The sequence below is a fragment of the Pseudomonas fluorescens NCIMB 11764 genome (genome assembly GCF_000293885.2).
GTDB classification, from domain to species: domain Bacteria; phylum Pseudomonadota; class Gammaproteobacteria; order Pseudomonadales; family Pseudomonadaceae; genus Aquipseudomonas; species Aquipseudomonas fluorescens_B.
The window spans coordinates 1148949-1162274 of record NZ_CP010945.1 but is presented as its reverse complement, the minus strand read 5'-3'; the positions used below and the strand labels follow the sequence as shown (position 1 = coordinate 1162274).

Genomic DNA, 13326 nt, shown 5'->3' with positions numbered 1-13326 from the left:
TCTCCGGAATAAGGCTCTGCGCAGTTTACCGATCTTCCTTGTAAAACCTAGCTCACCCGCGCAAACCAGCGTCCGCTTTCGCAGACTGCCCGGCCGTCCATTTCCAGCTCCGTCAACGCCGCCAGCACTTTGGGCAGGGTCCAGCCGCTGCTGTCTGCCAACGCTTCACTGGTCTGCGGCGCCGCATGCAACAGCATCAGCAGTGGATGAGTCACCGATGGCGTCTCGGTGGACAACGGCAACTGTTGCCAGCCGCGCAAGCCTTCGAGGATATGCTCGATGGTTTCCACCAATACCGCACCGTCACGGATCAGCTGATGACAGCCACGGGCACCGGGATGGTGAATCGACCCCGGAATGGCATACACCTCACGACCTTGCTCCGCCGCCAGCCGCGCGGTGATCAATGAACCACTGGCGACACTGGCCTCCACCACCAGCACGCCGAGGGACAAACCGCTGATGATCCGGTTGCGCCGGGGAAAGTTGCTGGCGGTGGGCCCTGCGTCCAGCGGGAACTCGGAAAGCACCGCACTGCCCGACGCAATCATGGCGTCCGCCAGTCTCCGATTGCGCTGTGGATAAAACTTTTCAAGTCCCGTGCCAAGTACACCGACCGTTCGCCCGCCCACGTCCAGAGCGGCCTGGTGCGCGGCGGCATCGATGCCCAGCGCCAGACCGCTGGTGATGACAAAACCGGCGCTGGCCAGACTCCGGGAAAACGCCGCAGCGGTGTCCATGCCCGGTCGCGAGGCGCGACGACTGCCGACCATCGCCAGTTGTGGCTTTTCCAGAATCCCCGGATCGCCCGCCACGAATAACAGCGGCGGTGCGTCGCTGATTTCCGCCAGCAATGCCGGGTAGTCAGGCTGGTCCCACATCAGTAAATGCTGGCCCGGACGCTCTAGCCAGGCCAATGCGTGGCTTGCGCCATCGCGAATTTCGCTCGAGCGCCTGGCCTCTGAACACGCAAACGGCAAACCCAATGCACGCCAGGCACTGGCCGGCGCGCTGATGGCTTTGGACGCCGAGCCAAAGGCTTCAAGCAATTTCTTGAAACGCGCAGGGCCGAGTTCCGGCAAACGATGCAGGCGTAAACGAGCTTCCAGTTCCGCAGGCGAAACCGGTGTTAAAGCAGACAGCGACATGGATCATCCTTGATCGTTATGAGCCCCGTTCAAACGGGAATAAGCTGTGGATAACTCTGTTGGTAACTTGTGGAGCCTGCTTACGGATTTCGCACTTTGTCCATCACCGCCAACGAGCGCGATGCGTTGAGCACCAGCCCGTAGCTGAGCTTGTCGTAGGTACGGAAAACCATCAGCAAACCGGCGCGTTCATCAGGAATCTTCAGCGGCTGGCCGGTGATCCGGTCACGCACGGTTTCGCCGGTTTTCATCACCACCAGCACGTTGCCTTCGGCCAGGCCATCACGCTGCCCCTTGTTCAGCGTGACAACATCCATCGCGCCAATCTGAGTAACCCCGCGCGGCACGTCGATGATCAGCCCGTTTATGTCGGTTGTTGGCGCGCTGGGCATGAAGGTCGAGTTGATGGATCGTTCTTCAGTGCTGAACAAACGGTCGCCAAGACGTACTTCCTGAGTCGTGCGCTGCAGGGCGAGGGTAGCGACATCGCCCTCAGTGGCCACGATTTCGCCGCCCCCGATGTCGTCCGCGTTGATCCCCAGGAACTCTTTACTGTCGGGGTCGGTGTAGACCTTGCCCTGGCGGAAGATGCCGTAAACCGGCTGGCTCGGGTCGAACTGGCCACGGGCGAAGATCCGGTCACCGGTACCGCTGAGCACCCGTTCGGCATCGCCCGCGACGATATAAGGCGCCTTGTCGAAATCCTCCACCTTGTCGACGATGCGGTTACTCAGCAGGAAGCTGTTGATGGCTTGCAGCGGAATACTCGGGATGGCATCCGCCACCGGCGAGCTGCGCACCCGTGGAGAGAGCTTGATAGTGCCCCTGGATTCCCCGCGATTGAGCGTCAGACGCGGCTGGCCATTGACGTAGACCAGCGACAGTACATCGCCGGGGTAGATGAGATTGGGGTTCTGGATCTGCGGATTGGCCTGCCAGAGCTCAGGCCATTTCCACGGCTCACGGAGGTATTTTCCGGAGATGTCCCAAAGTGTGTCACCCGTGACAACGGTGTATTGCTGTGGAAAACCTTCCCTGAGTTGCACTTGCCCGTGCGCCAAACCGGCCGAGGCCAGAAGGAGCAAGGCGAGTAGTGATTTCCTCATGCGGTGAATCCCTTTATTATGTGCGTTCGCGTGAAACGCCAGAGCCCTCGTGGCTCGCTCCGGATTCTTGCCAAAAAGAAAAAGGAGCTACGCTTCACAACGGTAGCCTGCATCTCCGGACCTGCCAGGCCATCGACCCGACTTTACCTCAGACGTGCAGCAATCAAGCTTATGGCCATTTTAGACATCCTCGAATTTCCCGACTCGCGTCTGCGCACTATCGCCAAACCTGTGGCCGTAGTGGACGACGAAGTGCGCCAGTTGGTCGATGATATGTTTGAAACAATGTATGAAGCGCCAGGCATCGGCCTCGCCGCAACCCAGGTCAACGTGCACAAACGTATCGTCGTGATGGACCTCTCCGAAGACCGCAGCGAACCGCGGGTGTTCATCAACCCCGAGTTCGAGTCCCTGACCGACGAGATGGAGCAATACCAGGAAGGCTGCCTCTCGGTGCCGGGCTTCTACGAAAACGTCGATCGCCCGCAGAAGGTCAAGGTCAAGGCCCTGGACCGCGACGGCCAGCCTTACGAACTGATCGCCGAAGGCCTGCTCGCCGTGTGCATCCAGCACGAATGCGACCACCTCAACGGCAAATTGTTCGTCGACTACCTGTCGAACCTCAAACGCGACCGAATCAAGAAGAAACTGGAAAAGCTCCATCGCCAGAACGCTTGATGCCCTCCTTTCAAAGGCTTGCTGCGGCAAGCCTTTTTCTTTTCAGAGATTGTTCCCATGACTGAGCCACTGCGCATCGTCTTTGCCGGCACCCCGGAATTCGCCGCCGAACACCTCAAGGCCCTGCTCGACAGCCCTTATGAGATCGCCGCGGTCTACACCCAACCGGACCGTCCGGCGGGCCGCGGGCAAAAGTTGATGCCAAGCCCGGTCAAGCAGTTGGCACTGGAAAACAACATCCCGGTGCTGCAACCGCCGACCCTGCGCAACGAAGACGCTCAGGCCGAGCTGGCCGCGCTGAAGCCGGATTTGCTGGTGGTGGTCGCTTATGGCCTGATCCTGCCGCAAGTGGTGCTGGATATCCCGCGCCTGGGTTGTATCAACAGCCACGCATCATTGCTGCCACGCTGGCGCGGGGCGGCGCCGATCCAACGTGCCGTCGAAGCCGGCGACAGCGAAAGCGGCGTGACCGTGATGCGCATGGAACTGGGCCTCGACACCGGGCCGATGCTGCTGAAAGTCACCACGCCGATCAGTGCTGAAGACACTGGCGGCAGCCTTCATGACCGTCTGGCGAAAATCGGTCCACCGGCAGTATTACAAGCCATCGCCGGCCTCGCTGCCGGCACCCTGGAAGGCGAAGTGCAGGATGACACACTCGCCACTTACGCTCACAAATTGAACAAGGACGAAGCGCGCATTGACTGGAACCGGCCGGCCATTGAGCTCGAACGTCTGGTTCGCGCCTTCAATCCCTGGCCGATCACCCACAGCACACTGAACGGCGAAGCACTGAAAGTGCTGGCCGCGAATCTCGCTGAAGGGCAGGGCGCTCCAGGGGAAATCCTCAGCGCCAGCAAGGACGGTCTGATCGTTGCGTGCGGTGCGCAGGCCCTTTGCCTGACCCGCCTGCAATTGCCCGGCGGCAAGGCGCTGAACTTCAGCGATTTGTTCAACAGCCGTCGTGAGAAATTTGCCGTCGGCACCGTCCTCGGTCAAACGGCGGACGCTCAATGAATCCACGTCTGGCTGCCGCCAAGGCACTTGCTGCTGTTCTTAACGGAAAAGCCTCACTTAACAGTTCGCTGCCGACACAAATGGACAAGGTTGAAGACCGTGATCGCGGCTTCACCCAGGACCTGGCCTTCGGCACGGCACGCTGGCAACCACGTTTGTCGGCGCTGGCGGCCAAGCTGCTGCAGAAACCCTTCAAGGCTGCGGACGCCGATGTCGAGGCGCTGTTGCTCGTCGGCCTCTACCAACTGCTTTACACCCGCGTCCCGGCCCATGCCGCCATCGGCGAAACCGTCGGCTGTGCCGATAAGCTGAAAAAACCGTGGGCCAAGGCATTGCTGAACGCCGTATTGCGCCGCGCCCAACGTGAAAGCGAAGCGCTGCTGGCCGAACTGGAACATGACCCGGTGGTGCGCACGGCGCACCCGCGCTGGCTGCAAAAATCCCTGAAAGCCTTCTGGCCTGAGCAATGGGAAGCCATTTGCGCGGCGAACAACGCGCATCCGCCGATGATTCTGCGGGTCAACCGTCGCCATCACACTCGCGATGCCTACTTGCAGTTGCTGACCGAAGCGGGCATCGCCGCCACGCCATGTGTCTACAGCCAGGACGGCATCATTCTCGACGCCGCTGCCGATGTGCGCAGCCTGCCGGGCTTCGCTGAAGGCTGGATCAGCGTGCAGGACGAAGCGGCGCAACTGGCCGCTGATCTGCTGGACCTGGCGCCGGGGCAACGGGTGCTCGACGCGTGCTGCGCACCGGGCGGCAAAACGTGCCACATCCTTGAAGCCGAGCCTGCATTGGCCGGCGTCGTCGCCGTAGACCTGGAAGCCAAACGTCTGGTGCGCGTACGGGAAAACCTCGCACGCCTGGGCCTGAGCGCCGAACTGATCGCCGCCGACGGTCGCGACACCGCAACCTGGTGGGACGGCAAACCCTTCCAGCGCATCCTCCTTGACGCGCCATGCTCGGCCACCGGCGTGATCCGTCGTCACCCGGACATCAAGCTGACGCGCCAACCGGATGACATCGCCGCGCTGGCGGTGCTGCAAGGCGAATTGCTCGATGCCATGTGGATAACTCTGGAGGTCGGCGGGATTCTGCTTTACGCCACCTGCTCCACGTTGCCGACCGAGAACACCGAAGTCATCGAAGCTTTCCTCGCCCGCACGCCGGGCGCCCGTGAGCTGGACCTCGCCACAACGGCCGGGATCAAGCAGCCCCATGGTCGCCAGTTGCTGGCCCAGGAAGGCGGCCACGACGGGTTCTACTACGCCAAGCTGATCAAGATCGCCGCCGCGCGCGGTTAACCGGTTTTTAAGGGAGTGACTGGATGAAAATCATCATCCTCGGAGCAGGGCAGGTCGGTGGTTCGCTGGCGGAACACTTGGCCAGCGAGGCCAACGACATCACCGTGGTCGACACCGACGGCGAACGCCTGCGCGATCTCGGCGACCGGCTGGACATCCGCACCGTGCAGGGCCGCGGCTCGCTACCGACGGTGCTGCGTCAGGCCGGCGCGGACGACGCCGACATGCTGGTCGCGGTGACCAACAGTGACGAAACCAACATGGTGGCCTGTCAGGTTGCCCATACCCTGTTCCACACCCCGACGAAAATCGCCCGGGTCCGCGAAGCGGCGTACCTGACGCGCTCCGAGCTGTTCGATAACGAAGCGATTCCGGTGGATGTGCTGATCAGCCCGGAACAAGTGGTCACCAACTACATCAAGCGCCTGATCCAGCATCCGGGCGCGCTTCAAGTGATCGACTTCGCCGAAGGCAAAGCGCAGCTGGTCGCAGTGAAGGCTTACTACGGCGGACCGCTGGTGGGTCAGCAACTGCGTCAGTTGCGCGAGCACATGCCGAACGTCGAAACCCGCGTTGCGGCGATTTTCCGACGTGACCGGCCGATACTGCCCCAGGGCGATACGGTGATCGAGGCCGACGACGAAGTCTTTTTCATCGCCGCCAAGGCGAATATTCGCGCAGTGATGAGCGAAATGCGCCGCCTCGACGAAAGCTACAAGCGCATCGTCATCGCCGGTGGCGGGCAGATCGGCGAGCGTCTGGCCGAGGCCATCGAAAGCCGTTATCAGGTGAAGATCATCGAGATGAACCCGGCCCGCTGCCGCCATCTCTCCGACACCCTCGACAGCACCGTGGTCCTGCAGGGCAGCGCCTCCGACCGCGATTTGCTGATGGAGGAGAACATCGCCGACGCCGACATCTTCCTCGCCCTGACCAACGACGACGAAGCCAACATCATGTCGTCGCTACTGGCCAAGCGCCTGGGCGCGAAGAAGGTGATGACGATCATCAACAACCCGGCCTACGTCGATCTGATTCAGGGCGGCGACATCGACATCGCCATCAGCCCGCAACTGGCGACCATCGGCACCTTGCTGGCTCACGTACGGCGTGGCGATATCGTCAGCGTGCACTCGTTGCGTCGCGGCGCGGCGGAGGCCATCGAGGCGATCGCCCATGGCGATGCGAAATCGAGCAAGGTGATTGGCAAGGCTATCGAAAACATTGGACTGCCGCCGGGTACGACGATTGGCGCGATCATTCGCGATGAAGAAGTGATCATTGCCCACGACGACACGGTGATCGAGGCGGGTGACCATGTGATTCTGTTCCTTGTGGATAAGAAGCATATTCGCGATGTGGAGAAGTTGTTCCATGTGGGGCTTAGCTTCTTCTGATCCGAAGGTGGTTTCGAACGTCACCCAATAACCCAAGGTGTCCCCCATGATTGAATCCCTGGAAAAAATGCTCGCCAAGGGTATGGATAACTCATTGCTGCGCTTCGGCCTGGGCAAGGGCTACCTGGATCTTGGGGAAAACACCAAGGCCGCCGAACATTTTCAGCGTTGCGTCGAGTTCGATCCGAAGTATTCAGCGGCGTGGAAACTGTTGGGCAAGGCGCATTTGGCGTTGGCCGAATATCCGGCCGCACGCCAGGCGTGGGAGCAGGGTCTGGAAGCTGCTCGTGCTCACGGCGACAAGCAGGCGGAAAAGGAGATGACGGTGTTTCTGAAGAAGCTGGAGCGTCAGGCGCCCTGATTAGAGATAGCGCAGGCCAATACCGTCGGCGTCCACCAACACCACTTCCATGCGCACCCGCGGCGCCCCTGTGGGTAAATCCTGCACCTGACCATACACCACGGCGCCTTTAGGCAACGCAGACAAACCCGGATGCTTGACGTAGACGCCCGTGGTCGAGAGGTTGCGGGTTTGGCCCAGGCATTCGCCAAAGCTTTCATGGCTGATTTTGATACGAAATGATTTTCTGTGTTCGGACATCTTCTGCGCCCTTTTCTGAACAGTTGTGGATAACCCTGATTGCGAGGTTATCCACAGATCGTGCCAATCCACTCAGTACCAGCGTTCTTCACCCGGTGGACGCTTCTTGAAGCGTTTCATGCTCCACATGTACTGGCTCGGATAAGCCCGCACGTAGCGTTCGACCACCTTGCTCATGGCCGCGCAGGACGTTTCGGTATCAGTGCTGTACATGGCCTCTGGCGCGGCTTCGAGGATCACTTTGTAGCCTGAGCCGTCCGGCAGGCGCAGGGCGTGCAGGAATACGCCGACGGCTTTGCCGCCAGCGAGCATGTTCGGTACAAACTTGCTGGTCAGGGCCTGGGTGGCGAAGAACGGCACGAAGATCCCGGCGGATTCGGACGGTTCAGGGTCAGCGGGGATGCCCACTGCACCACCTTTGCGCACTTCCTTGATGACACTGAGAATGCCTTCCTTGGTGGAAGCTGCAACCTTGTTACCCAGTTGCACCCGCTGCTTGCGCAGCAATTCATCCACCGCCTTCAACTTCGGCGGACGATAAAAAATGATCGGTTTGCACTGACTGCAATAGAAGTGGTTCAACACTTCCCAGTTGCCCAAGTGGCTGGTGATGCCCACGACACCTTTGCCAGAGGCGAGGGCGTCTTTCAAGACGTCGAGCCCTTCGACTTCCCGCACCAGGTCAATGGAGCGCTGCGCCGGCCAGATCCACGCGCACGCACTTTCGGTCAGCGACTTGCCGATGTCTTTCAGGCTCTGACCGACCAGACGCTCGCGCTCGGCAGGGTCCATCTCGGGAAAGCACTTGGCCAGATTGATCCGCACCACGTCGCGGGAACGGTTAGGGGTTTTCCACATCACCCAGCCGATGGCCGAGCCAACTGCCTGCACTGCTCGCCAAGGAAGCAAGGCAAACAGCCGCAGAGCGCCTACCAGCAAGGCGCCTTTCAACTTATCCACAGGTCACTCCTGATCTTGTGCTGTGCGCGAGGCGGCTATTCTAACCGCCGATCGACAAGGTCGCGTAGCGATCGCAATCCCGGGTGTGGTCCATGACCATGCCCGAGGCCTGCATCAACGCGTAGCAAATGGTCGGGCCGACGAAGGTAAAGCCGGCTTTTTTCAGGCCTTTGCTCATCTCCACAGCGACCGGCGTGACCGCCGGCACTTCGGTGCGATCCTTGAAATGATTGATCACCGGTTGGCCACCCACGAAGGACCAGAGAAACGCCACCGGGTCCTCCAGCGCCAGCCAGGCCTGGGCATTGCGCCTGGCCGCATTGAGTTTGAGGCGATTGCGAATAATGCCGGGATCGAGCATCAATTCATCGATTTCAGCGTCGCTCATCTGCGCCACGCGCTGTACGTCAAAGCCGAACAGCACCTCGCGGTATCGCTCACGTTTACGCAACACGGTGATCCAGGAGAGGCCGGCCTGGAACCCTTCGAGCAAAAGCAACTCGAACAATCCCTGCGCATCGCGTAGCGGCGTGCCCCACTCCTGGTCGTGATAAGCCATGTACAGCGGATCTTCGGAACACCAAAAGCAGCGTGGCATAAGGCTCCAGGGGGCGTGCGCAGCAATGAATCGGGTATACTCCCGCTCTTTAAATCGCAGCCCAAGAAACAGGTGAATTTCGTGAGCCAGCCTACGCCAGCCGTGCGTACCTTCCAAGACTTGATCCTCGCCCTCCAGCAATACTGGGCCGAGCAAGGTTGCGTGGTACTTCAGCCCTACGATATGGAAGTAGGCGCCGGGACTTTCCACACTGCCACGTTTCTGCGCGCCATCGGCCCGGAAACCTGGAACGCCGCTTATGTGCAGCCCAGTCGTCGCCCGACTGACGGCCGCTACGGCGAAAACCCGAACCGCCTGCAGCACTACTACCAGTTCCAGGTAGTCCTGAAGCCGAACCCGGACAACTTCCAGGAACTGTACCTGGGCTCCCTCAAGCATGTCGGCCTGGACCCGCTGGTCCACGACATTCGCTTCGTCGAAGACAACTGGGAATCGCCGACGCTCGGCGCCTGGGGTCTGGGCTGGGAAGTCTGGCTGAACGGCATGGAAGTGACACAGTTCACTTACTTCCAGCAAGCGGGCGGCATCGAGTGCTACCCGGTAACCGGCGAGATCACCTACGGTCTCGAGCGTCTGGCCATGTACCTGCAGGGCGTGGACTCGGTCTACGACCTGGTCTGGGCTGATGGTCCGTTCGGCAAGGTGACCTACGGCGACGTGTTCCACCAGAACGAAGTGGAGCAATCGACCTACAACTTCGAACACGCCAACGTCGAGAAGCTGTTCGAACTGTTCGACTTCTACGAAAGCGAAGCCAAGCGCCTGATCGAACTCGACCAGCCGCTGCCGTTGCCGAGCTACGAAATGGTGTTGAAGGCCTCCCACACCTTCAACCTGCTGGATGCGCGCCGGGCGATCTCGGTGACTGCGCGTCAGCAATACATTCTGCGTGTGCGCACCCTGGCGCGTTCCGTTGCGCAAGCCTACCTGCTGGCTCGCGCCAAGCTGGGCTTCCCGATGGCGACACCGGACCTGCGTGATGAAGTACTGGCCAAGCTGGAGGCTGCACAATGAGTGCTCAAGATTTTCTGGTTGAACTGGGCACCGAAGAACTGCCACCCAAAGCCCTGAACACCCTGGCCGAGGCCTTCCTGGCCGGTATCGACAAGGGCCTGCAAGCCGCTGGCCTGAACTACGAGACCAAAACCGTCTATGCCGCGCCACGTCGTCTGGCGGTGCTGATCACCTCGCTGTCCACCCAGCAACCGGATCGCAGCATCAACCTCGATGGCCCACCACGTCAGGCCGCGTTCGATGCAGACGGCAACCCGACTCAAGCGGCGTTGGGCTTCGCCAAGAAGTGCGGTGTAGAGCTAAGCGAAATCGATCAGAGCGGCCCGAAGCTGCGTTACAGCCAGAGCATCGCCGGCAAGCCGACGGCAAGCCTGCTGCCGACCATCGTCGAAGACTCTCTGAACGACCTGCCGATCCCGAAGCGCATGCGCTGGGGCGCTCGCAAGGAAGAGTTCGTTCGTCCGACCCAATGGCTGGTGATGCTGCTCGGTGACCAGGTCATCGATTGCACGATCCTCGCTCAGAAGGCCGGTCGCGATTCCCGTGGTCACCGCTTCCATCACCCGGAAAGCGTGCGTATCACTTCGCCCGCCAACTACCTGAGCGACCTGCGTGCCGCTTACGTGCTGGCCGACTCCAACGAGCGTCGCGCGATCATCAGCAAGCGCACCGAAGAGCTGGCGACGATGCAGGAAGGCACGGCAATCGTTCCGCCAGCCCTGCTCGACGAAGTGACCGCTCTGGTTGAATGGCCAGTGCCGCTGGTGTGCTCGTTCGAGGAGCGTTTCCTCGACGTGCCGCAAGAAGCGCTGATCACTACCATGCAGGACAACCAGAAGTATTTCTGCCTGCTGGACGCCGACGGCAAGTTGCTGCCACGTTTCATTACCGTGGCCAACATCGAAAGCAAAGACCCGCAGCAAATCATCGCCGGTAACGAGAAAGTGGTTCGCCCACGCCTCACCGACGCCGAGTTCTTCTTCAAGCAGGACAAGAAGCAGAAACTCGAAGATTTCAATCTGCGTCTGCAGAACGTGGTGTTCCAGGAAAAACTCGGCAGCGTCTACGACAAGGCCGAGCGCGTTTCCAAACTGGCTGCATTCATCGCACAACGCATCGGCGGCAACGCGGCATGGGCTTCCCGTGCCGGCCTGCTGTCCAAGTGCGACCTGGCAACCGAGATGGTCGGTGAGTTCCCGGAGATGCAAGGCGTCGCCGGTTACTACTACGCCCTCAACGATGGCGAGCCGGATGAAGTAGCTCTGGCACTGAACGAGCAATACATGCCGCGCGGTGCCGGCGCAGAGCTGCCGACCACCCTGACCGGTGCGGCCGTGGCCATCGCCGACAAACTCGACACACTGGTTGGCATCTTCGGTATCGGCATGCTGCCGACCGGTAGCAAAGACCCGTATGCCCTGCGTCGTGCTGCACTCGGCGTGTTGCGCATCCTGATCGACAAGAAGCTCGACCTTGATCTGAATGACGCCGTGGCGTTCGCTGTGAACGCGTTCGGTGCCAAGGTCAAGGCGGCTGGCCTGGCCGACTCGGTACTCGAATTCGTATTCGACCGACTGCGTGCTCGCTACGAAGACGAAGGCGTTGATGTCGGGACTTATCTGTCGGTACGGGCATTGAAGCCGGGTTCGGCGCTGGACTTTGATCAGCGTGTACAAGCGGTGGAAGCGTTCCGTAAATTGCCGGAAGCTGCTGCCCTCGCCGCAGTGAACAAGCGCGTTTCGAACTTGCTGAGCAAGGTTGAAGGCTCTGTTCCATCGGTCGTTGAAGCCAAGTATTTCGACAATGCCAACGAGTTTTCCCTGTACTCGGCGATTCAGCAGGCGGACCAGGCTGTTCAGCCAATGGCTGCTGCGCGTCAGTACAGCGAATCTCTGGCGCGCCTGGCGGCCTTGCGCGAGCCGGTGGATGCCTTCTTCGAAGCCGTGATGGTCAACGCGGATGATGCCAACGTGCGCGCCAACCGCTACGCACTGCTGTCGCGTTTGCGTGGGTTGTTCCTCGGCGTCGCCGACATTTCGCTGCTGGGGTAAGACTGTTTGAAACTGCTGATTCTCGATCGGGACGGGGTAATCAATTACGACTCCGACGCTTACATCAAGTCGGTGGAGGAGTGGATACCGCTCCCCGGTTCGATCGAAGCCATCGCGCAGTTGAGCAAGGCTGGCTGGACGGTAGCGGTCGCTACCAACCAGTCGGGCATCGCTCGCGGCTATTACGACATCGCCACCCTGAACGCCATGCACGAGCGCTTGCGTTCGTTGGTGGCGGAGCAGGGCGGTGAGGTCGGGCTGATCGTCTATTGCCCGCACGGGCCGGACGAAGGCTGTGTTTGCCGCAAGCCAAAACCCGGGATGCTGAAAACCATCGCCGCGCATTACAACGTATCGCTGACTGATCTATGGTTCGTCGGCGACAGTCTTGGTGACCTGGAAGCCGCCAAAGCCGTCGATTCTCAGCCAGTTTTGGTAAAGACCGGGAAAGGCGCAAAGACGTTGGGCAAGTCCCTACCGGTAGGCACCTTGATATTTGACGATCTCGCGGCGATTGCCGCAGAACTTATCCACAATTAGAGTGCTTTCGAATTTCCTGACCAAGGATTGATCGGGAGTGCGCTTTATATAGACGGGCAGAGCCCGCACGGTAAACGTCGCCATGTCGATACTGCAGGCCATCAGAACCTTTCTCTTTTACCTGCTGCTGGGCACCAGCTCGTTGCTCTGGTGCAGCCTGAGCTTTTTTATCGCGCCTTTTCTGCCGTTCAAGGCGCGCTATCGATTTATCAATGTGTATTGGTGCCGCTGCGCCTTGTGGCTGAGCAAAGTCTTTCTGGGCATCAGCTACGAAGTGAAGGGCGCCGAGAACGTACCTGACCAGCCCTGCGTGATTCAATCGAACCACCAGAGCACTTGGGAGACGTTCTTCCTCTCGGCCTACTTCGAGCCGTTGAGCCAGGTACTGAAACGCTCATTGCTGTTTGTGCCGTTCTTTGGCTGGGCCATGGCCATGTTGCGACCGATCGCCATCGACCGTGACAACCCAAAAGCGGCGCTCAAGCATGTGGCGAAGAAGGGCGATGAACTGCTGAAAGATGGCGTCTGGGTGCTGATCTTCCCTGAAGGAACGCGAGTGCCTTACGGCACCATTGGCAAGTTCTCTCGGGGTGGTACCGCGTTAGCGGTCAACGCCGCGCTTCCGGTGCTGCCGATTGCTCACAATGCCGGCAAGTTCTGGCCGAAAACCGGTTGGGCGAAGAAGCAGGGTGTCATCACTGTGATCATCGGCGAGCCGATGTACGCCGAAGGAAGCGGGCCGCGAGCCATTGCCGATCTAAACGATCGTGTTCAGGCCTGGAATGAGCAGATGCAGCGTGATATGGGCTCGCTTCCGCCTGCTCCGCAAGCTCCGGTTGCAAATGATCAGGTGGCTGTCTGAGATTCTGTGGATAACCTGTGTACCGT

At 60.2% G+C, this 13326-nt stretch carries 14 protein-coding genes; 9 read left to right on the top strand and 5 right to left on the bottom strand.

The window, feature by feature from the left end; all coding sequences use genetic code 11:
• Window positions 1-47: 47 nt before the first annotated feature.
• Entirely contained in the window at window positions 48-1148 is a 1101-nt protein-coding gene (gene dprA, locus B723_RS05330) for a DNA-processing protein DprA (protein ID WP_017341725.1), read from the bottom strand.
• An 80-nt stretch (window positions 1149-1228) separates the two neighbouring features.
• Window positions 1229-2254, bottom strand: coding sequence for a LysM peptidoglycan-binding domain-containing protein (locus B723_RS05325; RefSeq protein ID WP_017341724.1), 1026 nt, complete (start codon window positions 2252-2254; stop codon window positions 1229-1231).
• A gap of 171 nt (window positions 2255-2425) precedes the next feature.
• On the opposite strand from B723_RS05325, the gene def reads away from it, so the two are divergent.
• From def to B723_RS05300, 5 genes are read left to right on the top strand one after another with little or no spacing between them, the layout of a single operon-like run.
• Window positions 2426-2932 (top strand): peptide deformylase, encoded by a 507-nt coding sequence (def, locus tag B723_RS05320; RefSeq protein ID WP_017341723.1) that lies wholly within the window; start codon window positions 2426-2428, stop codon window positions 2930-2932.
• Window positions 2933-2989: 57 nt separating this feature from the next.
• Window positions 2990-3949 (top strand): methionyl-tRNA formyltransferase, encoded by a 960-nt coding sequence (fmt, locus tag B723_RS05315; protein WP_017341722.1) that lies wholly within the window; start codon window positions 2990-2992, stop codon window positions 3947-3949.
• Entirely contained in the window at window positions 3946-5256 is a 1311-nt protein-coding gene (gene rsmB / locus B723_RS05310) for a 16S rRNA (cytosine(967)-C(5))-methyltransferase RsmB (protein ID WP_017341721.1), read from the top strand. Before fmt ends, rsmB begins: the two co-directional genes overlap by 4 nt.
• Window positions 5257-5279: 23 nt before the next feature.
• Entirely contained in the window at window positions 5280-6653 is a 1374-nt protein-coding gene (gene trkA / locus B723_RS05305; protein ID WP_017341720.1) for a Trk system potassium transporter TrkA, read from the top strand.
• A 46-nt stretch (window positions 6654-6699) separates the two neighbouring features.
• Window positions 6700-7014 (top strand): tetratricopeptide repeat protein, encoded by a 315-nt coding sequence (locus tag B723_RS05300; RefSeq protein WP_017341719.1) that lies wholly within the window; start codon window positions 6700-6702, stop codon window positions 7012-7014.
• On the opposite strand, the gene B723_RS05295 is transcribed toward B723_RS05300, so the two are convergent.
• The 3 genes from B723_RS05295 to tag all read right to left on the bottom strand — a co-directional run bounded on the left by B723_RS05295 (window position 7015) and on the right by tag (window position 8812).
• Complete coding sequence (locus B723_RS05295) at window positions 7015-7254, bottom strand: PilZ domain-containing protein (protein ID WP_008027574.1); 240 nt, start codon at window positions 7252-7254, stop codon at window positions 7015-7017. It lies immediately after the preceding gene.
• Between the two features lie 72 nt (window positions 7255-7326).
• Window positions 7327-8214: a lysophospholipid acyltransferase gene (locus B723_RS05290; protein ID WP_017341718.1), complete on the bottom strand. Its 888-nt coding sequence runs from the start codon at window positions 8212-8214 to the stop codon at window positions 7327-7329.
• Between the two features lie 40 nt (window positions 8215-8254).
• Window positions 8255-8812, bottom strand: a complete 558-nt coding sequence (gene tag, locus B723_RS05285; protein WP_017341717.1) for a DNA-3-methyladenine glycosylase I — start codon at window positions 8810-8812, stop codon at window positions 8255-8257.
• Window positions 8813-8893: 81 nt separating this feature from the next.
• On the opposite strand from tag, the gene glyQ reads away from it, so the two are divergent.
• The 4 genes from glyQ (at window position 8894) to B723_RS05265 (ending at window position 13300) form a co-directional block, all read left to right on the top strand.
• Window positions 8894-9847 carry a glycine--tRNA ligase subunit alpha gene (gene glyQ, locus B723_RS05280; RefSeq protein ID WP_003213601.1) on the top strand — a complete coding sequence of 318 codons (954 nt, stop codon included), beginning with the start codon at window positions 8894-8896 and terminating at the stop codon, window positions 9845-9847.
• Complete coding sequence (gene glyS / locus B723_RS05275; protein WP_017341715.1) at window positions 9844-11898, top strand: glycine--tRNA ligase subunit beta; 2055 nt, start codon at window positions 9844-9846, stop codon at window positions 11896-11898. Before glyQ ends, glyS begins: the two co-directional genes overlap by 4 nt.
• 6 nt (window positions 11899-11904) lie before the next feature.
• A complete protein-coding gene (gmhB, locus tag B723_RS05270) occupies window positions 11905-12438 on the top strand; it encodes a D-glycero-beta-D-manno-heptose 1,7-bisphosphate 7-phosphatase (RefSeq protein WP_017341714.1) in 534 nt (177 codons plus the stop codon).
• Window positions 12439-12520: 82 nt separating this feature from the next.
• On the top strand, window positions 12521-13300 hold the full coding sequence (locus B723_RS05265) for a lysophospholipid acyltransferase family protein (RefSeq protein WP_017341713.1): 780 nt from the start codon (window positions 12521-12523) through the stop codon (window positions 13298-13300).
• Window positions 13301-13326: the final 26 nt, after the last annotated feature.

Coding starts and splice junctions, on each gene's coding strand:
- B723_RS05325 (WP_017341724.1), bottom strand. CDS start 2,254: ATGAGGAAATCACTACTCGCCTTGCTCCTTCTGGCCTCGGCCGGTTTG.
- dprA (WP_017341725.1), bottom strand. CDS start 1,148: ATGTCGCTGTCTGCTTTAACACCGGTTTCGCCTGCGGAACTGGAAGCT.
- B723_RS05300 (WP_017341719.1), top strand. CDS start 6,700: ATGATTGAATCCCTGGAAAAAATGCTCGCCAAGGGTATGGATAACTCA.
- trkA (WP_017341720.1), top strand. CDS start 5,280: ATGAAAATCATCATCCTCGGAGCAGGGCAGGTCGGTGGTTCGCTGGCG.
- rsmB (WP_017341721.1), top strand. CDS start 3,946: ATGAATCCACGTCTGGCTGCCGCCAAGGCACTTGCTGCTGTTCTTAAC.
- B723_RS05295 (WP_008027574.1), bottom strand. CDS start 7,254: ATGTCCGAACACAGAAAATCATTTCGTATCAAAATCAGCCATGAAAGC.
- def (WP_017341723.1), top strand. CDS start 2,426: ATGGCCATTTTAGACATCCTCGAATTTCCCGACTCGCGTCTGCGCACT.
- tag (WP_017341717.1), bottom strand. CDS start 8,812: ATGCCACGCTGCTTTTGGTGTTCCGAAGATCCGCTGTACATGGCTTAT.
- B723_RS05265 (WP_017341713.1), top strand. CDS start 12,521: ATGTCGATACTGCAGGCCATCAGAACCTTTCTCTTTTACCTGCTGCTG.
- fmt (WP_017341722.1), top strand. CDS start 2,990: ATGACTGAGCCACTGCGCATCGTCTTTGCCGGCACCCCGGAATTCGCC.
- glyS (WP_017341715.1), top strand. CDS start 9,844: ATGAGTGCTCAAGATTTTCTGGTTGAACTGGGCACCGAAGAACTGCCA.